The following is a 25,382-nucleotide window of genomic DNA, read 5'->3' as shown; positions in this document are numbered from 1 at the left end:
ACACCAAACGCCATCGCGACAAGGGCCAGAGGACCGTTGTCGTTGATATTATTATTGGCAGCAAGGAGGGCGAAGTGGGAGTACATGCTTTTTATCGTGGCCTAAACCGGCGTAGTGCGCAAGGGGGGTGAGATGAGGCGGATCAAATCCAGGGGCGGCAGGCTCTTACGCCGTAGCCTGACTGCCGGAGAGCGCCACTTGCTGGAAGGCGTGTTTGGCCGTGCACTGGACTACGACCGGATACGCATCTGCTCTCTGGGGGCCATGCCGGGTGCCGCTGCGACCGTGCTAGGTTGCCATATCAGCTATGCACCCGCCTGGTACAGGCCGGATTTTGCCCTGGCGGATCTGGCCTTGCAGGCCCTGTTGGTACATGAGGCCACCCATGTGTGGCAGTACCAGCAGCGCAGGCAGACGGGCTATACCACGCCACTGAAGGCTGCCTGGGAGCATCTGCGGTACGGCCGGCAAGGGGTTTACGACTACAGGCTGGTGCCGGGCAAGGCCTTGTGCGACTACCGCTACGAACAGCAAGGACGTCTGCTGCAGGATTACTACCTGCTGAAACAGGGGGCGACACCGGCTGCTGATGCGTTGGCCGACTACGAGGCGGTGATCTACCAATCCATCAGGCGGGAGGGCTGAGTTTCCCTGCCGGGCCAACTGGCCACCCATTCCTGCTGTGCCGGTGTCTCGGGGGAATGCGGCAGCCGTGTGGATTTGGCCACCGTGAGCCAGTGCGCCTGCAGGGTCTGCAGGGCTGCGGCCGGGCTCATGCCTTGTTCTATCAGGTAGCAGCCCACCACGGTGCCCGTACGGCCTACGCCACCCCAGCAATGCACATAGACCCGTCGGCCCTGCACCAGGGCGGCGGTGATGGCATCGAGTATGGCGCGCATTTGGCCGGCTGAGGCAGGGACTGACTTGTCGGCAATGGCAAAGCGTTGGTGGATGATATCGGCACCGGCGGGCAGCAAGGGCTGGTAGGGAGCCAGTTCGCCGTCTTCGGTCAGGTCGATGAAGTGATTGATGCCTGCCGCCAGGTAGGCGGCCAGCTTGGCCGTGGAGCTGCCGTCGTCTTTATCCCTGGGGTACTCGCCAGCCAGCAAGCTGCCGGGCAGCACCCAATAGCTGTTGGCATTGGGGCGCGCCGGGGTGTTCATGCGGCGAACTCGATGAAGGCAACAGGCACGTTGTGGGTCAGCCAGACGCCGTTGGCCGAGCAGTAGAAGGCATGGCCGGTGTTGTGCAAAGCCAGGGCCTTGATGCGCAATATGGTAGGTTTTCCGTGCCGTTCGCCGACGTTGGTGGCGGTTTCCGGCTGGGTGGATAGATGCACATGCTGGCGGGAGCCAGGCTTGAGGCCGTCCTGGCGTATCTGCTCGACAAAGCGGGTGGCGGTGCCGTGGTACAGCACCTCGGGCGGCGTGACAGGCTGCAGCCCCAGGTCTATGTCGACTGAATGGCCCTGGTTGGCGCGTATCCGCCCTTGTGCCTCATCCAGGGTAAAGCGCTGCTTGTCGTTGCTGGTGACCACTTCGCGCAGCAGCGGCAGGTCCAGTTTCCTGCCATCTTGGGCGGCGCAGGCGATCAATTCGTCCAGATCGGCCCAGCCGTTCGCATCCAGCGTCAGGCCGATGGCATCGGGTTGGTGGCGGAGCACAAAGCTCAGGAATTTGCTGGTGTGTTTCAGATCGTTCTTCATGGTTTTATTGTTCTGTGTCGGGGGGTATCTCACTCAGGCGAGAGAGAGGCTGTTTGCGGGCATGCCTAGCCCGGTGACGGCCGGTTGGGTTCTATCAGTTTCAGGAAATGGTCGAGGATGATGAAATGGTCCTCGAACAGTTGGTCTTCCATGCTGGCCAGCTGGTCTATCGCCACCCAGCGGGCGGCCGAGGCATCGTCCGCCGCCTGCATGGCGGGTACTTCGGTCTGGGGCAAGGCGTAGTAGTAGGCGTGGGTGAGGGTACGGCCGCGCAGGCTGCGCTCGGGGTGATCGAACAGCGCTTGGCCTTGCAGGCTGGCTTGCAGCTCGGCATCGGCTAGCGTCAAGCCGGTTTCTTCGCGCAGTTCGCGCAGGGCAGCGCTACCTACCCGTTCGTGCTGATCCAGAAAGCCGCCGGGCAGCGCCCAGCTGCCTTTGCCAGGCTGGCCGCCACGCTGTATCAGCAGCACCTTGTTGTCGCAGCGCACCACGGTGTCGACGGTGACAAACACGGGTGGAAACGGGGCCTTGGCCCAGGCTTGCTGGTAGTCCTGCAGGTAGCGGTACTCGGCCAGCAGGCCGGCAAAGGCCGGGCTGGCGGCAAAGGCCTGCAAGGCACGGCTGACTGCTGCCGGCAACTGCGCGGCAATGGCCTGGGTATCACCGTCTGCCTCAAACCACTGGCGCCGCAGATCGGTGGCGTTGAGGCCAGCCACATTGTCGGTATGTACCAGTGGCCAGTCGGGGAAATCATGCAGGTAGCGCGAGCTATGATCCTTGACGTGGCCGAACAGCCCCAGCTTTTCACCGGGCCGTGTCACTGCCGCCACACCTTGGCGCACGGCCTCGGCCCAGCGTGGGCTGTTGTAGTAGTCGCGCATGGGTACAAAGCGCACCCTGTCGGCATCGGCGCCCAGGCTGGCCCGTATCATGGCCTCGCGCTCGGCCACATTGAAGGGGTTGCGCACGCTGCGCGGCCGAAAGGCCGACCCCAGTACCAGTATCAGCGAAGGTGCTAGTGCCAGGGCTTGCCGTATCAGGGCCAGATGGCTGTTGTGCAGGGGTTGGAAGCGGCCTATGTAGACCAGGGTGTCGAATGGCATGAGGTTACCTATTGCGCCGGTGCTAGCAGCGATTGATAGAGGGCGAGATCACTGGCTGAGTAGCAGCAGAAGGTGACCTGCAGTTCTTCTTTCAAGGCAGGGTGTGCCATCACCGTTCGGACGGCTATATCGGCCGCGAGCGCCGGGGGATACCCATAGATACCGGTGCTGATACAGGGGAAGGCAATGCTGGTGCAGCCATGCCGGGTAGCCAAATCCAGCGACTTCCAATAGCAACTCGCCAACAGTTCGGCTTCGCCATGCGCTCCTCCACGCCATACCGGCCCCACCGTGTGGATGATATGGCGTGCGGGCAACCGAAAACCCTCGGTGACCTTTGCATCGCCTGTCTTGCATCCGCCGAGCAAGCGGCAGGCATGTACCAACTCCGGCCCGGCAGCCCGGTGGATGGCACCGTCTACGCCCCCGCCGCCCAGCAGCGACGAATTCGCGGCATTGACGATGGCATCCAAGGGTAGCTTGGTGATATCTGCTTGTATGGCGATGGGGTGGTGGCTCATGGATTTGCCAGCTTGAGATGGTCAATACTGCGCCGCAATAGGCATCTGCCGCCCATTGCCAAAGGCACGGTTGCGCACCCGGATGATGGGTGGGGCTTGGCGGCGCTTGAATTCGGATTTGGCGATCAGCCCCAGCACCCTGGCTATGGTGTCGCCACCGCCCAGAGCCTGCATGCCGGCCACAAAGTTGCGGGCGGAGGTGTATTCCTCGGGACGCAGGCGATGGCCTTCGATATGTAGCTTGAGGATTTCGTCCAGCACCGGGTAAGGGGGCAGCGAGTCGCTGTCCTTCTGGCCTTCGGACAACTCGGCTGAGGGCTCCTTGTCGATGATGGCCTGCGGGATCAATTCGCGACCGTGGCGGGTGTTGTAGTGGCGAGCTAGGGCGAATACCTCGGTCTTGTAGAGGTCGCCTATGATGTTGAGGCCGCCATTGGTATCGCCATACAGGGTGCAGTAGCCCACCGATATCTCGGACTTGTTGCCGGTGGTCAGCAGCAGGTGGCCGAAATGGTTGGAGTATTCCATCAGGATGGTGCCGCGTATGCGCGCTTGCAGGTTCTCAACTGTCAGGCGCGATGGGGCAGGGCCGAAAGCCGCCTCGAACTGGCCACGATAGCCGCCTACCAGCTCGGCTATAGGATGGGTGAGCAGCTTGACCCCCAGGTTCTGGCACAGCTGGGCCGAGTCGCTGACACTACCGCTGCTGGAATATTGCGAGGGCATGGTGATGGCGGTGACGTTGTCCGGCCCCAGGGCGTCGGCAGCCAGTGCCAGGGTGAGGGCGCTGTCTATGCCGCCGGAGCTGCCGATGACCACCTGCTTGAAGCCTATCTTGCGGGCGTAGTCCTGCAGGCCCAGGACGATCTGCCGATAGTAGAACTCGCTGTCGGCCATGGCTGCGCTGACGGCTTGATCCAGCATATGGCCATCGTGGTGGAAGTCGCCATCAAATCCCAGGGTCTGCACGGCTTCTTCGAACAGCGGCAACTGGTGTACCACGCCATGGCGGGGGTGGACGGCAAACGAGCCGCCATCGAAAACAATCTGGTCGTTGCCACCCACCTGGTTGATGTAGACCAGGGGCAGCTTCCAGTGCTGTGCCACGCCGGCAAACAGGGCGTGCCGCTGCTCGGGCTTGCCCACATTGCTGGGGCTGGCATTGATGCTGACGATCAGGTCTACCCCGGTCTGCGCCAGGGTCTGCACCGGGTCGATGGCGTAGTCGGTGCCTTGCTGGTTCCAGGCATCCTCGCAGATGACAAAGCCCAGCCGCTGGCCTGCCACGGTGAGGATGGCGGCCCTGTTCGGGCCGGGCTCAAAATGCCGACGTTCGTCGAAGATATTGTAGGTAGGCAGCAGTTGCTTGTGATACTGCAGCACGATCTGGCCTTGTTGCAGTACCAGCAGGCTGTTGTGCAGGGGCTTGCCCACACCGGTGTTGGCGGTGGCGGCGCCAATGACCAGTGTAGCGCTGGTGTGGCGCGATTCGGCCAGCATGGCGTCCAGTGCCTGCTGTTGGCGGGCCAGGAAGTCCGGTTCTTCCACCATGTCCTGCGGATAGTAGCCCGACAGGCATAGCTCGGAAAAAACGATCAGGTCAGCCCCATGGGCCTGGGCAATGGCGGCGCGCATGCGGGCCAGGTTGCCGTCGAAGTCGCACAGCTTGTAATCGAGCTGGGCCATGGCGATCTGGATACGCATGGGTCTACTCCTTGGTGATCTGAAAGACATCGCGCAGATAGTTGAGGAAGTTCAGGTCCTCGCACATGCCCTTGCCCGGACTGTCGCTGACCTTGGCGACGGGCTGGCCATTGCACTGCACCAGCTTCATTACTATCTGCAGCGGCACCTGGCCGCAGTCGTTGGATAGATCGGTACCTATGCCAAAGCCGGTGCGGGCGCGGTCGGCAAAGCGCCGGTACAGGGCGAAGGATTTCTCCAGGTTGAGCCCGTCGCTGAATACCAGCATCTTGCTGCTGGGGTCGATGCGCATATCGCTGTAATGGGCCAAGGCTTTCTCACCCCACTCGAATGGGTCGCCCGAATCGTGGCGCAGGCCGTCGAACAGCTTGCAGAAATACAGGTCGAAATCGCGCAGGAAGGCATCCATGCCCACCACATCGGTCAGGGCGATGCCCAGGTCGCCACGGTATTCCCGCACCCAGTGTTCCAGCGCGTTCTTCTGGAAATCGCGCAGGCGCGAGCCAAAAGACTGGAAGGCCTGCAGGTACTCGTGCGCCATGGTGCCTATGGGCGTAAGGCCGTAGCGCTTGGCCAGCAATACATTGCTGGTTCCGCGCATGAAGGGCTCGCCTTCGCGGGCCAGGGTGGCGACGACCCGCTCATGCCACTCGCGCGAGTAGCGGCGACGGGTGCCGAAATCGAAAAACACAAAGGGGGTGCGCCGTGCCGGTTCGCCGGCAAACGCGCGCAGCTGGGCCAGCTTGCTCGCCAACCTTTGCTCGCCCTCGGCCCAGGCGGGCTCCCATGGGAACTGGCGGAAATACACTTCGTTGACGATAGCCAGGACGTAGATCTCATACAGCATGCAATGCAGCATGGGTCCTTTGACCCGTATGGCCAGCTCGTGCGGCTGTGCAGCCGGAACGCTGACCTCGATGAGCCGGCGCTGCAGCTGGAACAGGCGCAGGAAATCGACAAAGTCCGACTTGATGAAACGCAGGCCGGCCAGATACGCCAGCTCGTCTTCGCTGAAGTGCAGGCTGCACAGGTGGTCCAGCTGGGCGTTGACTTCGTCCAGCAGGCCCGCCAGCGGCAGAGTGGGCAGGTTGCGGCACTTGAACGCGTACTCGGCCTGGGTCTCAGGCTGGTGATGCAGTATCTCCTGCATCATGGTGAACTTGTAGAGATCGGTATCCAGCAGACTCTGGATAACGGGCTCGGTTGGCATACGGGCCATGGTGGTGTCCTTGCGGGGTGGTTGGGATGCCCCGCTCGATAGTTATAGGGTCAAGCCTGGCATGGTGCTGTGTCGTCGGTATTGACCAAGAAGCGATTTGCAGGTGCTAGGCAGCAAAGTCACAGCTCTGCGCCTGCCGCATTCCCCCGCGAGTCATCTCTTCGACAAAGGCGACACCCAAGGACTCAAACCCACTTACCGGGCTGGCACAGTCGGTCAGCAGCATCAGCTTGCCGATATGGTCGGGGCCCAGTTGCTCGGCCAGGTCGCGGACCGTGCTGGCGACGCAGTGCGAGAGTGCCTCGCCGGCGATCAGGATGGTGTCGGCCTGGCGTAGCTGGGCCAGCAGCGCCTGGTTGACCAGGGTGTGTGGGTCGGCGTCGTCGGGCACTTCGGCCTGGATGGCGGAATAGTGCTCGGTGGTCGGGTTGATGCCCTTGGTCACGTAGTTCACGGTGCGCAGCTGCGTGCGTCCCCACTGCAGCAGGGCCTCGAACAGGGTGGCTTCCACATTGTGGCCCCAGCTACCCAGCAGGCAATGCTCGGGCCAGATGATGAGCTGATAGCGACCGCGCTCGGCCAATGTCTGGACATAGGCCAGGCTGCGTGCGGCCTGGCTGGCATCGCGTGCCTGCCAGCGGCCCTGGCGCACGTCGTCGACACTGATGACGGTAAACGGAGCAGGCGATGCGCCCGCTGCATCCTGCCACCAGCCGGGGTGGGCGATATCCAGCGGGTTGTGGGTATCCAGGGTGACATGGATGGCATCGAGCTGCTGGCCGATGCGGGCGACCAGGCCGGCCAGCCTTTGCATGTCGGCCTGGGCGCCCGGCACCGGCAGGGCGGCGCCGGGGATATCGCAGAAGTCGTTCTGCGGATCAATGATCAGGAGTTGTGTCTTTCCCAGGGTATTCATGCTGCCATCCTTCGCTGTTGGCGGTTGGGTTGAGACTATTCTGGCAAACATATTCTCATATTGCAACTAACAAAATTACCAAGCAGCTTGGACACACAAGGATTGATGTCTATGTGTCTTGCACACTGAAAATCATCAGCCATGTTGGTGTCGGCTTGCACTCTGTTTTGTTAGTGGTAATATGAAACTAACAAACGAGGTGGCCATGGAGCAGAACATTATCGTCAGTGTGGATGTGGTGCTGTTCACGTTGAGCGAAGGACAACTCAAGATCGTATTGCTGCGGCGCGAGCGCGACCCCTATGCCGGGCAACTGGCCCTGCCTGGGGGGTATATCCATGCGGACAAGGATCGCGACAGCCTGGCATCGGCAGAGCGGGTGCTATTGAACAAGACGGGGCTGGTATCGCCCTATCTGGAGCAGTTGTATACCTTCAGCGGCGGGGTGCGCGATCCCCGTGGCTGGTCGTTGAGCGTGGCCTACTATGCATTGGTGCATGAGAGTCTGCTGGTGCCCGATGCTGAGCTGCGTTTCGAGCTATGGCCGGTGGCGGCGGTGCCGGACCTGCCTTTCGACCATAACCGTATAGTCGACCATGCGGCCAAGCGCTTGCGGGATAAGTCCACCTATACGTCCTTGCCCTGCCACCTGCTGCCCGAGCTGTTTACCCTGACCGAGCTGCAGCAGACCTATGAGCACATTCTGGGGGTGGCGCTGGACAAGAGCGTCTTCAGGCGCAAGCTGCCTGAGCTGGATTTTCTGGAGGCGGTACCCGATGCCATCCGCCAGGGCAAGCACAGGCCGGCGCAGCTGTACCGGCTACGACCCGACCGGCGCTTGACCATATTCGACAAGCCGGTTTGAGGGCCTGTTATGAACAAGACTCCCCAACGAGGTGGTGTGATGACAGAACAAGAGCGTTACCGTGGCTGCCTGCTGGGCCTGGCCTGTGGCGATGCGGTGGGTACGACCGAGGAATTCAGCGTGCGCGGCAGTTTTGCGCCGATCACCGACATGGTCGGGGGCGGGCCTTTCAAACTGCCGGCTGGTGCCTGGACTGATGATTGCGCCATGGCGTTGTGCCTGGCGCAAAGCCTGCTGTACTGCCAGGGCTTCAATGCGGCCGACCAGATGAACCGCTATACCAACTGGGCAGACCATGGCTATATGAGTAGCACCGGTAGCTGCTTTGATATCGGCATGACGGTAGCGAGGGCGTTGGAGCGCTATCGCAAGACGGGCGACCCCTATGCCGGCGATACCGACCCGCACACTGCTGGTAATGGCTCGCTGATGCGGTTGGCGCCGGTGCCGATGTTCTATGGCAATAGTCTGGCGCGTACGGTGCACTATGCGGGTGAGAGCGCCCGTACCACTCATGGCGCCGAAGAGGCCATTGCCTGTACCAGGCTGTTTGCCACCCAGCTGCATCTGGCGCTCATGGGGGCTGGCAAACAGCAGATCGTGCTGGAGCATGGCTTTCATACTGGCGTGCCCATGGTGGCTGCGCTGGCGGCAGGGGGCTGGCAGCGCAAGGGCGAGCGCGATATCCGCGGCAGCGGCTACGTGGTCGAATCGCTGGAGGCGGCGTTGTGGTGCTTCTGGCATACCGACAGCTACGAAGCGGCGGTCTTGAAGGCGGCCAATCTGGGCGATGATGCCGATACCACGGCGGCCATCTGCGGCCAGCTGGCTGGTGCCCACTACGGCGTGGCAGGTATACCGCCGAACTGGCTGGCCAAGCTGGTGATGCACGACGATATCGTACAACTGGCTGACCGTTTGCTGGCCGAGCGTGAGCCGGTCGCACCTTTGGGAGCCCAGCCATGATGCCCTCCTATCTTGAGATTGCTGCGGCGCTGACGACGGCGCTGGCCATCTGGCTGGCTGCGCGCAACAACCCGCATACCTGGTCTACCGGCATCGTGGCCTGCGTGCTGTATGGCGTGGTGTTCTTCCAGGCCAAACTGTATGCCGATGTGACCCTGCAGGTGTTCTTTGTCATCACCAGCCTGGTGGGCTGGTGGCAATGGCTGCACGGCAAGGCGGGCACCACGCTGCCCATCAGCCGCACCCCAGGCCTAAGCCTGGTGCTGTATGTCATAGGGGCCATTGTGGTGGCGGTGGGCTATGGCGCCATACTGCATTACTACACCGATGCTTATGCGCCGTTTGTAGATTCGCTGGTGCTGACTTTCAGTGTGCTGGGGCAGTTCCTGCTGATGTCGCGGCGGCTGGAGTGCTGGTACGCCTGGCTGATTGTCAACACCCTGTCGGTGCCGCTGTATTTCTCGCGCGAGCTGTACCTGACCGGTGGCTTGTATCTGATCTGCTGGTTCAATGCCTGGTATGGCATGTACCGCTGGCGGCGGGAATTTGCCGCCCAGTCCAAGCCAGCGGCTACCTTGCTGGTGCATGGTGCAGGTGCCTGATGGACAAGCGTTTCCGGGCCGGCCTGGTGGTCGGCAAGTTCTCGCCGCTGCACCAGGGGCATGTGTTCCTGATCAAGACCGCACTGGAGCAATGCCAGCAGGTCTACCTTATCAGCTACTCCCTGCCTGAGCTGCCCGGTTGCGGCGCCGAGTTGCGCGAGCGCTGGTTGGCCGATGCGTTTCCACAGGCGCATAGGCTGGTGGTGACACCGGCCCGGGTGGCAGCCTGGCAGGCCGAGGGCCGTGCTCTGGCAGACTTGCCGGATAATGCCGCACCCGATGCCGCGCATCGGCATTTTGTGGGCCAGCTTTGCCTGGCCGTGCTGGAAACCACGGTGGACGCGGTGTTTACCAGCGAGGATTACGGCAATGGCTTTGCCGCCGTACTGAGCCAGGAATTCGCCGCAGTGGGCGCGGGGCCGGTGCAGCATGTGCAGGTGGACCGGGCCCGCCTGACCGTACCGATATCGGCCACCCGCCTGCGTGCCGACATCCACGGCCTGCGTGGCTACCTGGCCCCTGGTGTCTATGCGGATTTTGCCAGGCGGATCTGCCTGCTGGGGGGGGAATCCACCGGCAAGAGCACGCTGGCGGTAGCGCTGGCAGCCGCCCTGGATACCGTCAGCGTGGCCGAATACGGCCGTGAGTTGTGGGAGCGCCAGCAGGGCCAGTTGGCCTACCCCGATCTGCTGGACATAGGCCGCGAGCAGGTGCGGCGGGAGAGGCTGGCGGCCGAGTCGGCGCGGCACTACCTGATCTGCGATACCTCGCCGCTGACCACGCTGTTCTACTGCCAGCACCTGTTTGGCCGCGCCGAGCCTGAGCTGCAGACACTGGCCGACCAGCCCTACGACCTGACCCTGCTGTGTGCACCGGATTTCCCTTTTGTGCAGGATGGCACGCGCCAGGGCGTGGCGTTTCAGGCCATGCAACATGCCTGGTACCAGGCTGAGCTGGCGGCACGAGGCATCGCCTACAGCCTGGTGCAAGGCAGCGTGACCGAGCGGGTGGCCCGCACGGCCAAGCTGCTGTCAGACCGCTTTGGGAAATAACAGCTGGGGCATCACCGGGACCTACATGGGGTTTGTCGTTGGCATGGTGGATGGAGGGTGATGGGACGTACCAGCCTGGCTGTCTGCATAGTAGTGCTCCAGAAAAAACAAGCGGGGCGCTCCAGTCTCCCTTGTGGTGAAAAGCAATACCTCAACACCTGGCGGATGAAACTGTCCGGGCGCCAGCGATCAGGGGGTCTGCCCGACATAGTCGCTGCCAAAGAACTCGCGCAGCATGAAGGCCTCCAGCTCTGCACTATGTTGCAGCCGGGCCGACAGCACCACGGTGCGTCCCAGCCGATGGGATTCCCAGTTGAAATTGCCCTGGTAGTGTCGACGTATCACTTCGATCATCCGCCGTATGATGGCCAGTTCCAGATCGCCGCCGCGTTCGACCTCGACTTCTATCAGCTCGCGTCGGCCGCTGCTGTAGCTGCCTTGCCAGCCACGGAAGGCAAACTGGGCGGTGCGGCTGCCCTTGTTGACGATGGTGAAGATGCCATTGGTGCCTGGCATCTGCAGATTGCGGCGTATGGTGGCGTCACGCAGGGCTTCGGCTGACGGTGGCGGGGCCTCTGCTTCAGGCTCGGGGGCGATGCCCAGCGCTTCGTCGATGGCGCGGCGTTTTTCGCGCTGCGCCCTGACATAGTCTTCCATGTCCACCGCCTGCGGTGCAGCTTGCACGGGCGGGGGGGCGGGTTCGGGCTGGGGCATGGCCAAGCGCTTAGGGGGCGGTGGCGGCGTCATGGGTGGCGGTGGCTCGGCGGGTTTTTCCTTTTGCGGCTTAGGTTCATCCTCTGCTTTGGCAGGCGTCGGCGACGTGGTGCTGCTATTGGCGCTGCGGTCGGGCAGCAGGCGCAACACCAGGGGCAGGGTACTCATCTGCCCCTCGGGGCTGACCAGCACCTGCATGTTGGCGCGTGTCAGCGCATATAGCATCAGGATGTGGACCAGCGCGGTCACGCCTATGGCCAAGACCGTGCGCCGCTTGATTGAAAGCTCGACGTCCGTGCTCTGCCAGTGTGGCCATTGCCGGCTCAGGGTGGGCAGGGCGATTGCGGGTGTGCTGCTCATGGGCTGACGGGTAGGTGGCTATCTGAAACCGGATTGGCCTTGCGGGCTGGGCCGGCTTTGTGAGTGGTCTTGATCCAATTAGTTTCGCACACCGCCGTTCAATCAAGTATGAGCAGATTGTATCTGTCGCCAATCCAACCCAAATCGGGCCAGGTATTTGCGCAGGCGGTCGGCATCGTTGCTGCTGGCTTTCTCCAGCCGCGAAGCGCCAAAGAGGCGACGGCCGGCTTCCGATAGCGAATTGGCATGGCGGCAGACGCGCAGCACGCTTTCCAGTTGCAGCTTGTCGAACAGGTCCAGCTGGTCTACCGCCTCGCCCAGCAACGTATCGAGTTCGGAGGTGCTGGTGTCCTGCCAACCCTGCCGCAGTCGGGTGGTTTCCTCTTCCACCTCGGCCACGCTGATGCGGCCGGCTTCAGCCAGGGTGGCCAGACGGGTGACGGAGGCAGACAACTCGCGGAAATTGCCGCTCCAGCGGGCGTCGGCCGACGTGGCGAACTTCAGGTAGGCGCGCCGTGCTTCGACATTGAAGCGTACCTGCTCGCCCTGTTCGCGAGCGTAGCGGGCCAGTTCGAACTCCAGGTTGGGCTCAATATCCTCAGGCCGTTCGGCCAGGCCGGGCAGGGTGTAGGTCCACAGATTGATGCGGGCATACAGGTCTTCGCGAAAGCGGCCTTCTGCCACCCACTGGCGCAAGTCGCGCACCGTGCCGGCAATCAGCTGGAAGTCGCTTTCCACTTCGCGGTCGCCACCCAGGGGGAAGAAGCGCTTCTCCTCGATGGCCTTGAGCAGCATGGCCTGCTCGTCCAGGCCCAGTTCGCCGATTTCGTCCAGAAACAGCAAGCCGCCGTCGGCACTGCGCAGCAGGCCGGCGCGCTCGGTCTGTGCGCCGGTGAAGGCGCCCTTGACGTGGCCAAACAGCGCTGACATGGCGCTATCGCCACGCAGGGTGGCGCAATTGACTTCCACAAACCGGCCCGCCAGCTGATGACGGCTGCGGCGCATCTCGTACACCCGCCGGGCCAGGAAGGATTTGCCGGCGCCGGTGGGGCCGCAGAACAGCATGGGCGCCTTGGAGCGCACGGCTACCCGTTCTATCTGCTCTATCATGCGATTGAAGCGGGCGTTGCGGGTGGCAATACCCGACTTGAGGAAAGAAACGGATTCGTCGCGCTCCTGGGCGAAGCGGGTGGCGATCTTGTCGTAGCGCGAGAGGTCGAGGTCTATCAGGGTGTAGCTGCCGGCTACATCCTCGCCTTCGCGCTTCTTGGGTGGTGAGGTTTGCAGCAGGCGGGCGGGCAGGTAGCGCGACTCGGCCAGCAGGAACCAGCATATCTGGGCGACGTGGGTGCCGGTGGTGATATGGACCAGATAGTCCTCGTTCTCGGTGTCGACAGCGTAGCCATGGGCATAGTCATGCAGTGCGCCGTAGACCTCCTCGAAATCCCAGGGGTTTTGCAGGTTGACCTCGACACTGACGACCTCGGTGCCGGGGGAGATGGTGGCGACATCGTTGCGTATGCGCTCGAACAGCCCACGGCTGCGACTATCGTGCAGCAGCTCCAGCCTGTGCACGAGGAGATCGGGCTGCTGGCACAGGCCTACGGTGGGCCGCCATTTCTCCCAGCGTTGACTGCCACGCCCGGCGTAGTCCAGTACGGTACCGATGAAGCCCATCACCACAGTCTTGCGCATGTCTTATACCAATCGATAAATCAGTATCTAATACTATCAAGTTTTCTGATTTCTGGTTGGCTTGGTATGGCTTGGTGGCATGCTGGTTTTGTTTTTATTTTTAATAAAAACAATGATTTAGTGGAAATTTCAATGTCGTTGAACAAGGCTGGCACGCTGGTTGCAATAGCTTAGGCATACAACGACGAAAGCGAGATGCCAAATGGCCAACCAGCAACTGTTCAATACCTTGCTCGCCCAATTGCCCTCCAGCAACGCAGTGAACCAGGCACAAGCCCCGGCATATGCCTATACCCCCAAGCATAAGCTGGCCCAGCTGGCCATGACGGGCTGCCTGAACCAGACCTACTACGCCGATGCACAGGCACAACTGGCCGATGTGCTGGCGCTGGTGCAGGAACTGGATGCGGACTATGTCGCCAAGACGGCGGTGTACTGCCGCGAACGCGGCCTGATGAAGGATATGCCGGCGCTGCTGACTGCCCTGCTGGCTGCCCAGCGCGCCCCCCAATTGCCAGCCGTGTTCGCTCGGGTGATCAATAACGGCAAGATGCTGCGCAACTTTGTACAGATACTGCGTAGCGGTGTGACGGGTCGCAAATCGCTGGGTAGCCGGCCCAAGAAGCTGGTGCAGGCCTGGTTGAATACGGCCAGCGAGCAGCAACTGTTACAGGCTGCCGTGGGCAATGCGCCGTCACTGGCCGATGTGGTGAAGATGGTGCACCCCAAGCCTGCAGAAGCATGGCGCGAAGCCTTCTTTGCCTGGTTGATAGGTAAGCCTTATCAGGCAGACAAGCTGCCGCCGGCTACCCGTAGCCTGCTGGCCTACCGTGCAGGTGAGTTGACTGAGTTGCCAACCGTGCCCTTCCAGCTCTTGAGCAACGAGGCATTGACTGCGGCGGAATGGGCGGTGCTGGCGCAGCGCATGGGTTGGCAAGCCCTGCGCATGAACTTGAACACCCTGGCCCGCCAGGGGGCGTTTGCCCTGCCCGGTGTGCCCGAGCAGGTGGCAGCGCGGCTGGCAGACCCGGCCGCTGTGGCCAAGGCACGGGTGTACCCCTACCAGTTGCTCGCTGCTTACCGTATGGCGGGTGACGATGTGCCGGCCGTGGTACGCAATGCCTTGCAGGACGCACTGGATATCTCGCTGGTGAATGTGCCCAAGCTGGAGGGGCAGGTGGTGATCTGCCCGGATGTATCCGGCTCCATGTCCAGCCCGGTAACCGGGGTGCGCCAGGGGGCAAGTACCAAGGTACGCTGTATCGATGTTGCTGCACTGGTATCAGCAGCCATCCTGCGTACTCATCCGGATGCCCGTGTACTGCCGTTTGAGGTGAAGGTGGTGGATCTGGCGCTGAATCCCCGCGATTCGGTCATGACCAATGCCCAGAAGCTGGCGGCAATCGGTGGTGGCGGGACGGCGTGCTCGGCGCCGCTGGCCAAGCTGGTGGCAGAAGGCGCCAAGGTCGATGTGGTGATCCTGGTATCGGATAACGAATCCTGGGTCGATGCATCGCGCCGTGGTGCTACCGAGACCATGAAGCAATGGACACTGCTGAAGCAGCGTAACCCGCAGGCCAGGCTGGTGTGTATTGATCTGCAGCCCTACGGAACGACCCAGGCTGTAGAGCGTGCCGACATCCTGAATGTAGGGGGCTTTGGCGATGCCGTGTTTGATGTGATGGCCCAGTTCGCGGCCGGCAGTTTTGGTGCGGGACACTGGGTTGAGGCGATTGAGGCAACGGCCTTGTAACAAGCTGATTCAGGCGTGCCGAGCAAGCTGAGTGCTGCCGGCAGGTTCAATCGGCCACGCAGGGATGCCTTGGGAGGCGATGCCTCCACTCGGTTCCTTGCCCTGCGGGGCCGGCCAATTTGGGTATGCATTGAAATAACTGAGGAATAGTTTGCAGCATAGGTTAAGGATTTCGGTCGGTCAGGAATGCCGGTCGGGACTACATCTTTTGGTTGATATCCCTTCGGGGGTACGGGTTCAAATCCCGGAGGCGGGTAACCGCCGGGTCTCGCCAAACTTGTCCTGACTGACCGAAGGTACGAATGCGGGTGGGTGTACATCTGGATATTAGCCGGTTCAAACCCGGCCCACGCGCAAGCGTGTGATCACTCACCGATCTTGTCGTACCTGATTTTTTATGGCGAATGCCGGCGGAACTACACCCTATCACGGTCGAGGTCGTGGGTTCGATTCCCACCCGTGCCTGTAACAGGGCACGGTAGCTCAGTGGTCAGAGCACGAAAGACGTTTCGCCAATGTTGTCGCCAGCTTTATTGCATGCCTTGGGGCAAATGCAGGTCGGGAGTACATCCACCTGACTGCGGGCTTGATACCCCGCGCCGGCCATGCCGGTTTGTCGCTCTGGCCTATCTTGTTGCCCTGAGACATGCACCCTTTATGCGGCGAATGCCGATGGAACTACATTTAATGACCGTGTCGCGAGTTCGATGCTCGCCAGTGCCAGCGTATCGGCCCTGTAGCTCAGTTGGTAGAGCAGGATGTTTCATCAATATTGTCGCCGCCCTTTTCACCACGCTTCCAGATACCCCGTCAGGCGGGTTTTCTGGTGCCAGAGACAGGACGGGAATCATGGAAGCAACGCTGTACGAAACATGGCGCCTCACGCTGCGGCACCTGGCGCCAGAGCATGCCCGCCGCTGGTTATACCTGCTGGCCCATGATGCCAAGCGCTGGCAGAAGGTCAGCCCCATGATGGTATGGCCCAGCCGCGATGTGGCATGCATGTTCCCGGATGACCTGGTGAATCGCTTGCAGGCGATGCTGGCCTCGCCCATGGCGGCACGGGATGTGGTGGTGCTGAACAGCCACGCTGGCGAGTGCTATCGCGCCAGGCTTGATGCGGTGCTGCAGCTTGTCGCCATGCCGGGCAAGGCAGGACAGCACGATGTACGGTTGGCATTGATGGAAGGATTCATCTGCATCGTGCCGGGAAAGTTGGTCCTGCTCTGTAACCATGAGGGCGGTGTGGCCTTGTGGGAAAACAGGAATCAGGCAGCTTGAGGTGTATGGAAATGCAAAGCGGAAAACAGAAACGCGCCGCCATCATGGCCCGGCGCGATGCAAGGAAAACCAGGGCAGCTGCGCTGGCCCTGGAGGCGGTTCCCCGGGTGCCGGTAAACCGCGCCAGATTGGCGCCCTGCAATAGCTACGGCGAGCCCCAGTTCGTGCATGACGGTTATTACCAGGATCGGCGCTTTATCTGCCGCGACTGCGGTGCGCGCCAGGTATGGACAGCAGAGCAGCAGCAATGGTGGTACGAGACAGCCAAGGGCTATGTGTACTCTACTGCCGTGCGCTGCCTGACCTGCAGGCGGGAGCGGCGCCTGGCCCATAGCGGCCAGATGCGTATAGGTATCTAGCGGGTGGCCAGTTGAGCGGCCCGTACAAGCAGGATGGGTTTGCGCCAGGCGCAAGCCCGATCAAGATCAAGCAAGGATGAAAGCAAGCAATATGAAGCACCAACTACTGGAAGTAGCCAACGGTAAGCCCATCAAGCTGTGGACCGAAGGGGTACCCGTGGAAGACGAAGCCCGCGAGCAGCTGAAGAACACGGCCAAGATGCCTTTTATCTACAAGCATCTGGCGGTGATGCCTGATGTGCATCTGGGTAAGGGTTCCACCATTGGTAGCGTGATTCCTACCCTGGGCGCCATTATCCCTGCCGCGGTAGGAGTGGATATCGGCTGCGGCATGATGGCCGCCCGTACCACGCTGACGGCCGCTGACCTGCCCGATAACCTGGCCGGACTGCGTAGCGCCATTGAGGCCGCCGTGCCGCATGGTAAGACCATGGGTAAGCGCGATAAGGGCGCCTGGGATACCCCACCCGAAACCGTGGATAGCATGTGGTCGGAACTGCACGGCGGGTTCAAGCGCATCACCGAGAAATACCCGGCGCTGGAACGCACCAACAACCATAAGCACCTGGGAACGCTAGGTACCGGTAACCACTTTATCGAGGTTTGCCTGGATGAATCCAACCGCGTCTGGTTCATGCTGCACTCGGGGTCGCGTGGTGTTGGTAATGCCATCGGTAACCTGTTCATCGAACTGGCACAGGCCGATATGCGCCAGCATATCGCCAACCTGCCACACCGTGACCTGGCTTACTTCGAGGAAGGTAGCCAGCACTTTGATGACTATGTGGAAGCCGTGGGTTGGGCGCAGGATTTTGCCCGCCGTAACCGCGCCGTGATGATGCAGAACGTGATTGCCGCCGCCCGCAAGGTGATCAGCAAACCATTTGCTGCCGATGTGGAAGCGGTGAACTGCCACCACAACTATGTGCAGAAGGAAACGCACTTCGGCCAGGAAGTGCTGGTAACCCGTAAGGGGGCAGTATCGGCACAGAAGGGGCAACTGGGGATCATCCCGGGGTCCATGGGTGCCAAGAGCTTTATTGTGCGCGGGCTGGGTAACGAAGAGTCGTTCTGCTCCTGTAGCCACGGTGCCGGACGAACCATGAGCCGTACCCAGGCCAAGAAGCGCTTTACCGTGGATGACCAGGTGCGCGCTACCGCCCACGTCGAATGCCGTAAGGATTCGGACGTGATTGATGAAATTCCGATGGCCTACAAGGACATCGATGCCGTGATGGCAGCGCAGTCCGAACTGGTGGAAGTGGTGCATACCCTGCGCCAGGTGGTGTGCGTGAAGGGATAAGCCCGGTGTGCCTTGGCCATCGCTGGCATCGCTGACTGCATGGCAAGGCCTAACCGAAAGATTGAAGTGTGATGAAACTGCTTTACGAACACCCGATAGCGCCGGCCATCCATGCCCGTGTGATGGCAGAACTGCAGGCCATAGAGCAGCGCCACGACGTGCGAGTACTGTTCGCCTGCGAGTCGGGCAGCCGTGGCTGGGGTTTTGCCTCGCCCGATAGTGATTACGACGTGCGCTTTGTCTATGTGCATAAGCTGGACTGGTACCTGCAGGTCGAGCCCCAGCGCGATGTGATCGAGGTGCCCATCAGCGATGAACTCGATGTGTGTGGCTGGGAGTTGCGCAAAGCTTTGCAATTGCTGCGTCGCTCCAATCCTACCCTGTTCGAGTGGCTGGATTCGCCTGTGATCTACCGGGAGGAGGCGGTGCTGGCGGCGCAACTGCGCGCACTGGCACCGGCGTTTTTCTCCGGGCTCAAGGGCCGCTATCACTACCTGGCCATGGCCAGGAAGAACTTCCGTGGCTATCTGCAGGGCGAGCAGGTACGCCTGAAGAAGTATCTATATGTGCTGCGGCCGCTGCTGGCGGCCCAGTGGATAGCATCCGGCCGTGGCATACCGCCCATGCGCTTTGCGGAATTGGCCGATGTGATGGTGACCGACCCGGCGCTACGTGCCGAGATCAACCAACTGTTGCTGATCAAGATGGCATCGGGCGAAGCTGAGTACGGCGCGCGTTTCCCGCTGATACACGATTTTATCGAGCGTGGCCTGGCGGCAGAGGTGCCGCCTGCCGATTACAAGCGGCCAGCCGGGACGGATGCGGCGCTGGATGCCCTGCTGCGGCAGAGCTTGATGAGCTAGCGCCTGTTCACGATTATTTCACCCCAGGACGAAAAGATCGTGAACAGGCTCTAAGGCAGTCTGGGGCAAGTCCGTGCCTGATGCCCAAGCACCGACAGCAAGCAAGATCAACGCAGTTGTGTTGATTGCCTTACTGCCCCCGCCGCCGCGTAATGGCTGGGGGCAGACTGGCCGGCAGCCATGGCCGGGTTGTTGACCGGTTGGCGTTTGAGCACGGATGCACCCGTTTTTTCGGTAAGCTTCCCCCGCCTTGTGGTACCGGGGCGGGGGGTATTCATGCAGATATGAATCCATAGATTAAACAATGAGAAACAAAGCAATACAGCATATGCAACAAGATGATTGGATAGAACTCGACGGCGCCGAAGGTGAAGGCGGTGGGCAGGTGCTGCGTACAGCGTTGACCTTGTCCATGATTACCGGGATACCGTTCCGCATGGAGCGGATACGTGCCAAGCGCAGCAAGCCGGGGTTGTTGCGCCAGCATTTGACGGCTGTGCAGGCGGCCAAGGCGATTTCGGGCGCCAGCGTGGTGGGGGACGTGGTGGGCTCGGCCGAACTGAGCTTTGCGCCAGGTGCCATACGCGGTGGCGAATACCGCTTTGCCATAGGCACGGCCGGGAGCTGCACCCTGGTGTTGCAGACGGTGCTGCCGGCACTCTGGTTTGCCGATGGCGCCAGTACCGTGGCGGTGAGCGGTGGTACCCATAACCGGGCTGCGCCGCCGGCTGATTTCCTGACCGAAGTCTGGCAGCCATTGCTGGCGCGCATGGGGGTGCAGCAGGCGCTGGCCTTGCAGCGCCATGGCTTTTACCCGGCAGGCGGCGGCGAGATGACGGCCAGCGTGACACCCATCGCCATGTTGCAGCCCATCAGCCTGATTGAGCGTGGCGCCTTGCAAGGCATGCTGGCCGAGGCCAGGGTGGCGGGCGTGCCGGGTCAGGTGGCGCGCCGTGAGGTGGAGCGGGTGAGCGGCCAGATCGCCTATGTGGATGGGCGGGTGCGTGAGTTGTCGGCCAAGGAGGGCCCTGGCAATGTGCTGCTGCTGACCGTGCGCCATGACAACCTGACCGAGCTGTTCAGCGGCTTTGGTGAAAAAGGTGTATCGGCAGAGGCGGTGGCAGACCAGGCGGCGCGCGAGGCACGCCACTACCTGCAGAGCACGGCAGCCGTTGGCGAGTACCTGGCGGACCAATTGCTGCTGCCGATGGCACTGGCGGGCGGTGGTAGCTTTACTGCCGTTACGGCGTCGTCGCACCTGCTGACCAATATGGCCGTGATCGAGAAGTTCCTGCCGGTGGCATTCGAGCAAACTGCGCTGGCTGATGGGGGAGTGCAGGTATCTGTCAGCTAGGGATGCACGGATGCATTCGGTTACGCGACATTCATCCCACGGTCCTGCTACGTCGGGTGCCAGTCTTTGCTAGTAACTGATTGTTTGCTGTATTGCGCCGGTCTCTCCGACTCATGCTGGTGCATGAGGCAGATGTAGATTGGCGACGCCATGGCGGGGATGCCTGGTAGTTTCAATGCCCTTGCAACACGGCGTACACGTTTGGAATCTGAGGCTCTTAGAAACTGAGGGTCAGCTAAACTGGTGACCTGACCCTACCTCGACCGCCATGCCCATACACTACCTGCGCAAACTGACCAGCCGTGATCGCACCGATGCGGCCAACCGGCAACTGGGCTTGTCGCTCGCCCTGGTGGCGGGGGCTGCCAATGCGGGCGGGTTTCTGGCTGTGGGGCAGTACACCTCGCATATGTCGGGCATCGTCTCGGCCATGGCCGACGATATTGTGCTGAGCCGCTGGACGCTGGTGGGGGCCGGGCTAGGGGCCTTGCTGGCGTTCCTTTCTGGTGCGGCGACGTCGGCCATCCTGATCAACTGGGGGCGTCGGCGGCAGGCGCATAGCGAGTTTGCCTTGCCCCTGGTGCTGGAAGCCGTCCTCCTGCTGGGGTTCGGCCTGATGGGGGCGGCCATGTCGCGCCATGATGTGGTGCTGGTCCCGGCCACCGTGGCCTTGCTCTGCTACATCATGGGTTTGCAGAATGCCATGATCACCAAGATATCGCGGGCCGAGATACGCACCACCCATGTCACCGGCCTGGTGACCGACATAGGCATCGAGTTAGGGCGATTGTGTTACTGGAACCAGGCCGGGCATCTGCCGCCGGTGGCCGCCAACCGCGAGCGCCTGCAATTGCTGTCGGCCTTGCTGGGGATGTTCTTCCTGGGCGGGCTGTTGGGAGCCTGGGGGTTCAATAGCCTGGGCTTTGTGGCGTCGGTGCCGTTGGCTGGCTTGCTCTTGCTGTTGGCTGCCGTACCCGTATGGGACGATTTGCGTCACTGAACACGCCTGGTGAGCACAAGTCATCGCGGCGCGTTGGCTTGCCGCAGGGCATTGCCCATGCGGTAGCGCGATTGTGCTAATTTCCGCGTTTTTCCTCGCCATCCTCCCCCTCATGCAATTGACTGAACAACAGGTGCTGGCATTGGCGCCTGATGCGGGCTCTGCCAGCAATGGCAAGAAGCTTGCGCAAGCCAAGAACTGGCCCTTGCTGGGCCGTAGCCAGCGCGCCCTCTGGGGTGAGTGCCAGGGTAGTGGCGCCAAGCCGTACCAGGTGCGGCTGGACATGGCCGACTTCGCCAGCAAATGCTCCTGCCCCAGTTTCAAGTTTCCGTGCAAGCACGCTCTGGGCTTGCTGGTTCTGACTGCCAACCAGCCGCAACTGGTGGCGGATGGCAGCGAGCCTGCCTGGGTGGCCGAGTGGCTGGACAAGCGATCCGATACGGCCGCCAGGAAGGAAGCCAAGGCGGCAGCCAAGGCTGAGGCACCGGTCGATGACGCCGCCCAGCAAAAGCGAGCAGAGAAACGCGATGGCCGTGCTCGCGACGGGATGGCGGCCTTGCAGGTATGGCTGGAAGACCTGGTGCGCAATGGTCTGGCCCGCCTGCCGGCCGAGGGTGCAGCACTGTGGGAGCAGCAGGCTGCCCGCATGGTGGATGCCCAACTGCCCGGCCTGGCCAACCGCTTGCAGGCCTTGGCCGACCTGCCTGGCAGCCGGCCGGATTGGCCCGAGAAACTGCTGGCCGAACTGGGGCGCATGGCGCTGGCACTGCGTGCCTATGAATGGCTGGCAAGCTTGACGCCTGCACTGCAGCAGATACTGCTGCAATACCTGGGTTACCCGGTGCGCGAGGAGGAGGTGCTGGCGCATGGGGATACGCAGCATGACGAGTGGCAGATATTGGGCCAAGTGGCGGAAGACGCTGAGCGGGTGCGAGTGCAGCGCACCTGGGTGCAGGGGCGGCACAGTGGCAGGCGTGGCTTGCTGTTGCAGTTTGCGGTCGGCAACCAGGCTTTTGCGGCCACCTGGATGCCGGGCACCGCCTTTGAGGCCGAGCTGGCTTTCTGGCCCGGCCAGGGCCTGCGCGCCATGCTCAAAGGAGTGGCGCAGCCGGCGGCCTTGCCCACGGCCTTGTGGCAGGCAGAATCCATACCTCAGCTATTGCTGCGGGCGGCCCAGGCGCTGGCAGCCAACCCTTGGCACGAACGCCTGCCCGCCGTATTGACTGCAGTCACACCCATACAGCAGGGCGAGCATTGGTGCCTGGTGGACCAGCAGGGCCAGGCGCTGCCATTGCATCCGCCGGCGCCCTGGCTGTGGCTGGCCTTGGCTGGCGGCCAGGCATGTGACCTTGCCGTGGAGTGGGATGGCGAAGCAGCACGAGCGCTGAGCCTGCAGATGGATGGGCGCTACCACGCGCTGACGGGAGCCTTGCGATGAATGAACTGACCCGGCTTGCCCTGGTGGGTACGGCCAACCTGCCGATGGACGTGGCCTCCAATGATGCCGTAACGGCGCTGCTGCCTGCTGGCAGTCGCGAGCAAAGGCTGCTCTGGCAGGCTGGTGGCGAGGCCGTGATGGCCACGGCGGGTTATCAGCCAGCGCGGGCTACACTGCCACGGCAGGCGCCGCTGGACGCGCAGCCGGTACTACCGGCAGTACTGTGGTCGTCGCTCAGCAGTCTGCTGGACAAGACCCAGCACGAGTTGGCCCCGTGGGTGGTGCAGCGTATGCAGCAGACAGGCTACCGCCTGCCGGAAGCCCTGTTGCCGGCTGTGCTGTCGCAGGCAAAGCAGCGCCAGCTGTGGTGGCCAGTAATAGGCGAGCGAGGCCGCTGGCTGGCGGCGCACAACCCGGATTGGGCTGCGCCCGAGGTGCTGGCACTGGACACACTGGGCGATGCCGCATTGCTGCGGCTGTGGGAGGAGGGCGATCTCAAGCTGCGCTGCCGGGTGCTGGCCGAGCAACGGCGGCGCGACCCCGTTGCTGCCCGCAGCCTGCTGCTGGCAGCGCTGCCCAAGGAGAAGGCCGATGCCAGGCTGGCGTTGATACAGGCCTTGGAGCAGGGCTTGAGTCTGGATGACGCCGATACCCTGGAAAGCTTGCTGGCGGATAAGAGCGCCACGGTGCGCCAGGGTATAGGTGAATTGCTGTCACGGCTGCCGGACAGCGCCTACTGTGAGCGGCAGTGGCAGCGCATAGCGCCCTATATGCAATGGGTGCCTGTGGATGGCGGACAGGGCGAAACGGTGTTGCAGGTGTCGTTGCCGCCTGAATTTGACAAGGCATGGGAACGTGATGGCCTGAAGGAAACCGAGCTGCTCAAGGCGAAACGCAGCTGGTGGTTGACGCAGCTGCTGATGCGGGTGCCGCCGTCGCGCTGGTGCCAGCAGGCCGGTCTGCCGGCAGCCGCATTGCTGCCGCAGATTGAAGCGCATGAGTGGGGACGTGAGCTGCTGTGTAGCCTGATGGAGGCAGCACTGCGATTCAAGGATGCCGAGTGGGCCGAGCTTCTGCTGTTCCAGGACAGGCGCAAAATGTACCCCTTGTTCATGCAATGGCACGAACGCCTGGTGGCAGTCATTCCGACTGAACGCCTTGATGAACTGTTGCCTGTACTCAATGGCACGCAGGGGCTGGACGATATCGTGGCCGTGTGGCGGCAACGGTCCGTGCCCATGACATCGGCTCGCCTGAACCAGGTGCTTGATGTCTTCGTTGAGACGGAGGCGCGCTCTGGCCTGGCATACCGCTTGTCCATGTTCGACTGGATGGCGCTCTCCGCCGAGGACGCCTCAATGCCAGCGTTGCTGGCCTACTGCCAGCACCTGCAGCAAAAAGGGTTGGAAGGGACTACCTCCTTCCACCCATACCATCTCGAGCAGCTGGACCGTATTGTCCTGCTGCTGCAAGCCAAACAGACCTTTATCAAGGAGATGCCGCTATGAACGCACCTGCGTCCAATAGCCTGAATGCCGTGCTGCGCCAGCACGCCGAGCAACAGTTTGCCGAGGAGCTGGCCGAGCTGGCCAGCCAGGACAAGAAACCGCGCCCAGGCAATTGGCTGCTGTCGCCCTGGGCGGTTAAGACCTACCTGCTGGGGGGTACGCTGGAAAATGGCTTCCAGGTCAGCCCCAAGTACATCGGCAGTCCACGGTTGATCGAGATTGCCGTGGCCACCCTGGCAACCGACCGTGCGCTATTGCTATATGGCGTTCCGGGTACGGCCAAGAGCTGGGTATCGGAGCATCTGGCGGCGGCCATCAGTGGTGATTCCAGCCTGCTGATACAAGGTACGGCAGGCACTGATGAGTCGGCACTGCGTTATGGCTGGAACTACGCCCGCCTGCTGGCCGAAGGCCCGTCGGAAGGTGCCCTGGTAGCCAGCCCCATGCTCAAGGCCATGCGTGACGGCAAGCTGGCGCGGCTGGAGGAAATGACACGGGTGCCCAGCGAAGTGCAGGACACCCTGATTACCCTGTTGTCGGAAAAAACCTTGCCCGTGCCTGAGCTGGGTATAGAGGTACAGGCACGCCGTGGCTTCAATGTGATCGCCACCGCCAATAACCGCGACAAGGGAGTGAACGAAATGTCCTCGGCCTTGATGCGGCGTTTCAATACCGTGATCTTGCCGACCCCGGAGACCTTTGACGAAGAGGTGGCCATCGTCAGCCGCCGGGTAGCCGAATTGGGACGCGCATTGGAGCTGCCTGCGGAGAAGCCCGCGCTTGAGGAGGTGCGCCGGGTGGTTGCGGTGTTCCGCGAGCTACGCAGCGGCCTGACCGAGGATGGCAAGACCAAGCTGAAGTCGCCCAGCGGCAGTCTCTCGACCGCCGAAGCGATCTCGGTACTGGGCCATGGCATGGCGGTGGCAGGCTATTACAGCGACGGCGTATTGCGAGCCGCTGATCTGGCCGCCAGCCTGACGGGGGCCATCGTCAAGGACCCGGTACAGGACAAGCTGGTCTGGCTGGAGTACCTCAAAACAGTGGCGCGCGAGCGCGATGGCTGGAAGGATCTCTACCGCGCCTGTATGGACGTGGTGTAGG

23 protein-coding genes and 1 pseudogene are annotated in these 25,382 nt (G+C 62.1%); 15 read left to right on the top strand and 9 right to left on the bottom strand.

From position 1 onward, the window contains the following. Positions 1 to 132 precede the first annotated feature (132 nt). Positions 133 to 645, top strand: coding sequence for a hypothetical protein (locus tag QWZ03_RS00300; protein WP_290330897.1), 513 nt, complete (start codon positions 133 to 135; stop codon positions 643 to 645). On the opposite strand, the gene QWZ03_RS00295 is transcribed toward QWZ03_RS00300, so the two are convergent. The 7 genes from QWZ03_RS00295 to QWZ03_RS00265 all read right to left on the bottom strand — a co-directional run bounded on the left by QWZ03_RS00295 (position 618) and on the right by QWZ03_RS00265 (position 7,168). Next, complete coding sequence (locus QWZ03_RS00295; RefSeq protein ID WP_290330896.1) at positions 618 to 1,163, bottom strand: protein-tyrosine phosphatase family protein; 546 nt, start codon at positions 1,161 to 1,163, stop codon at positions 618 to 620. The genes QWZ03_RS00300 and QWZ03_RS00295 overlap by 28 nt on opposite strands. Beyond that, positions 1,160 to 1,705 (bottom strand): RNA 2'-phosphotransferase, encoded by a 546-nt coding sequence (locus tag QWZ03_RS00290; protein WP_290330895.1) that lies wholly within the window; start codon positions 1,703 to 1,705, stop codon positions 1,160 to 1,162. Before QWZ03_RS00290 ends, QWZ03_RS00295 begins: the two co-directional genes overlap by 4 nt. 65 nt (positions 1,706 to 1,770) lie before the next feature. Continuing rightward, positions 1,771 to 2,808 (bottom strand): bifunctional nicotinamide-nucleotide adenylyltransferase/Nudix hydroxylase, encoded by a 1,038-nt coding sequence (locus tag QWZ03_RS00285; RefSeq protein WP_290330894.1) that lies wholly within the window; start codon positions 2,806 to 2,808, stop codon positions 1,771 to 1,773. 8 nt (positions 2,809 to 2,816) lie between these two features. Further along, a complete protein-coding gene (locus QWZ03_RS00280; RefSeq protein WP_290330893.1) occupies positions 2,817 to 3,329 on the bottom strand; it encodes an O-acetyl-ADP-ribose deacetylase in 513 nt (170 codons plus the stop codon). Between the two features lie 21 nt (positions 3,330 to 3,350). Next, entirely contained in the window at positions 3,351 to 5,033 is a 1,683-nt protein-coding gene (locus QWZ03_RS00275) for an NAD+ synthase (RefSeq protein WP_290330892.1), read from the bottom strand. 4 nt (positions 5,034 to 5,037) lie between these two features. Continuing rightward, complete coding sequence (gene pncB / locus QWZ03_RS00270) at positions 5,038 to 6,243, bottom strand: nicotinate phosphoribosyltransferase (protein ID WP_290331088.1); 1,206 nt, start codon at positions 6,241 to 6,243, stop codon at positions 5,038 to 5,040. Between the two features lie 115 nt (positions 6,244 to 6,358). Beyond that, positions 6,359 to 7,168, bottom strand: a complete 810-nt coding sequence (locus QWZ03_RS00265; RefSeq protein WP_290330891.1) for a cysteine hydrolase family protein — start codon at positions 7,166 to 7,168, stop codon at positions 6,359 to 6,361. A gap of 181 nt (positions 7,169 to 7,349) precedes the next feature. Between QWZ03_RS00265 and QWZ03_RS00260 the strand changes: the two genes are divergently transcribed. From QWZ03_RS00260 to QWZ03_RS00245, 4 genes are read left to right on the top strand one after another with little or no spacing between them, the layout of a single operon-like run. Beyond that, on the top strand, positions 7,350 to 8,033 hold the full coding sequence (locus QWZ03_RS00260; RefSeq protein ID WP_290330890.1) for an NUDIX hydrolase: 684 nt from the start codon (positions 7,350 to 7,352) through the stop codon (positions 8,031 to 8,033). Positions 8,034 to 8,042: 9 nt separating this feature from the next. Continuing rightward, positions 8,043 to 8,999: an ADP-ribosylglycohydrolase family protein gene (locus tag QWZ03_RS00255; RefSeq protein ID WP_290330889.1), complete on the top strand. Its 957-nt coding sequence runs from the start codon at positions 8,043 to 8,045 to the stop codon at positions 8,997 to 8,999. Continuing rightward, a complete protein-coding gene (gene pnuC, locus QWZ03_RS00250) occupies positions 8,996 to 9,601 on the top strand; it encodes a nicotinamide riboside transporter PnuC (RefSeq protein ID WP_290330888.1) in 606 nt (201 codons plus the stop codon). The genes QWZ03_RS00255 and pnuC overlap by 4 nt, the downstream gene beginning before the upstream one ends. Further along, entirely contained in the window at positions 9,601 to 10,653 is a 1,053-nt protein-coding gene (locus QWZ03_RS00245; RefSeq protein WP_290330887.1) for an AAA family ATPase, read from the top strand. Before pnuC ends, QWZ03_RS00245 begins: the two co-directional genes overlap by 1 nt. A 189-nt stretch (positions 10,654 to 10,842) precedes the next feature. Here the strand turns inward: QWZ03_RS00245 and QWZ03_RS00240 are convergent, their stop codons facing one another. Beyond that, complete coding sequence (locus QWZ03_RS00240) at positions 10,843 to 11,727, bottom strand: hypothetical protein (protein ID WP_290330886.1); 885 nt, start codon at positions 11,725 to 11,727, stop codon at positions 10,843 to 10,845. 102 nt (positions 11,728 to 11,829) lie between these two features. Next, positions 11,830 to 13,422 (bottom strand): RNA repair transcriptional activator RtcR, encoded by a 1,593-nt coding sequence (gene rtcR / locus QWZ03_RS00235; protein WP_290330885.1) that lies wholly within the window; start codon positions 13,420 to 13,422, stop codon positions 11,830 to 11,832. Positions 13,423 to 13,624: 202 nt separating this feature from the next. On the opposite strand from rtcR, the gene QWZ03_RS00230 reads away from it, so the two are divergent. From QWZ03_RS00230 to QWZ03_RS00185, 10 genes and pseudogenes are all read left to right on the top strand, one after another. Then, positions 13,625 to 15,175, top strand: coding sequence for a vWA domain-containing protein (locus QWZ03_RS00230; protein WP_290330884.1), 1,551 nt, complete (start codon positions 13,625 to 13,627; stop codon positions 15,173 to 15,175). A gap of 849 nt (positions 15,176 to 16,024) precedes the next feature. Then, the gene (locus QWZ03_RS00225) at positions 16,025 to 16,456 is read left to right on the top strand and encodes a hypothetical protein (RefSeq protein ID WP_290330883.1); all 432 of its coding nucleotides are present in this window, start codon (positions 16,025 to 16,027) and stop codon (positions 16,454 to 16,456) included. An 11-nt stretch (positions 16,457 to 16,467) separates the two neighbouring features. Next, on the top strand, positions 16,468 to 16,815 hold the full coding sequence (locus QWZ03_RS00220; protein ID WP_284197692.1) for a zinc-ribbon domain containing protein: 348 nt from the start codon (positions 16,468 to 16,470) through the stop codon (positions 16,813 to 16,815). A gap of 91 nt (positions 16,816 to 16,906) precedes the next feature. Then, a complete protein-coding gene (locus QWZ03_RS00215) occupies positions 16,907 to 18,118 on the top strand; it encodes an RtcB family protein (protein WP_290330882.1) in 1,212 nt (403 codons plus the stop codon). A gap of 71 nt (positions 18,119 to 18,189) precedes the next feature. Further along, positions 18,190 to 18,981 carry a nucleotidyltransferase domain-containing protein gene (locus QWZ03_RS00210; protein ID WP_290330881.1) on the top strand — a complete coding sequence of 264 codons (792 nt, stop codon included), beginning with the start codon at positions 18,190 to 18,192 and terminating at the stop codon, positions 18,979 to 18,981. 328 nt (positions 18,982 to 19,309) lie between these two features. After that, positions 19,310 to 20,335: an RNA 3'-terminal phosphate cyclase gene (gene rtcA, locus QWZ03_RS00205; protein ID WP_290330880.1), complete on the top strand. Its 1,026-nt coding sequence runs from the start codon at positions 19,310 to 19,312 to the stop codon at positions 20,333 to 20,335. 268 nt (positions 20,336 to 20,603) lie between these two features. Continuing rightward, positions 20,604 to 21,329 (top strand): annotated as a pseudogene (locus QWZ03_RS00200) (YoaK family protein); the annotation flags it as partial. Between the two features lie 118 nt (positions 21,330 to 21,447). Further along, on the top strand, positions 21,448 to 22,773 hold the full coding sequence (locus QWZ03_RS00195; RefSeq protein WP_290330877.1) for an SWIM zinc finger family protein: 1,326 nt from the start codon (positions 21,448 to 21,450) through the stop codon (positions 22,771 to 22,773). Beyond that, on the top strand, positions 22,770 to 24,281 hold the full coding sequence (locus tag QWZ03_RS00190) for a DUF5691 domain-containing protein (protein ID WP_290330876.1): 1,512 nt from the start codon (positions 22,770 to 22,772) through the stop codon (positions 24,279 to 24,281). The genes QWZ03_RS00195 and QWZ03_RS00190 overlap by 4 nt, the downstream gene beginning before the upstream one ends. Then, positions 24,278 to 25,381, top strand: a complete 1,104-nt coding sequence (locus QWZ03_RS00185) for an ATP-binding protein (RefSeq protein ID WP_308447494.1) — start codon at positions 24,278 to 24,280, stop codon at positions 25,379 to 25,381. Before QWZ03_RS00190 ends, QWZ03_RS00185 begins: the two co-directional genes overlap by 4 nt. Position 25,382 lies beyond the last annotated feature (1 nt).

This window comes from Chitinimonas viridis (assembly GCF_030409555.1).
In the GTDB taxonomy this organism is placed as follows: Bacteria; Pseudomonadota; Gammaproteobacteria; order Burkholderiales; family Chitinimonadaceae; genus Chitinimonas; species Chitinimonas viridis.
The sequence above is the reverse complement of the archived record's forward strand: the minus strand, read 5'-3'. Positions and strand labels throughout refer to the sequence as shown.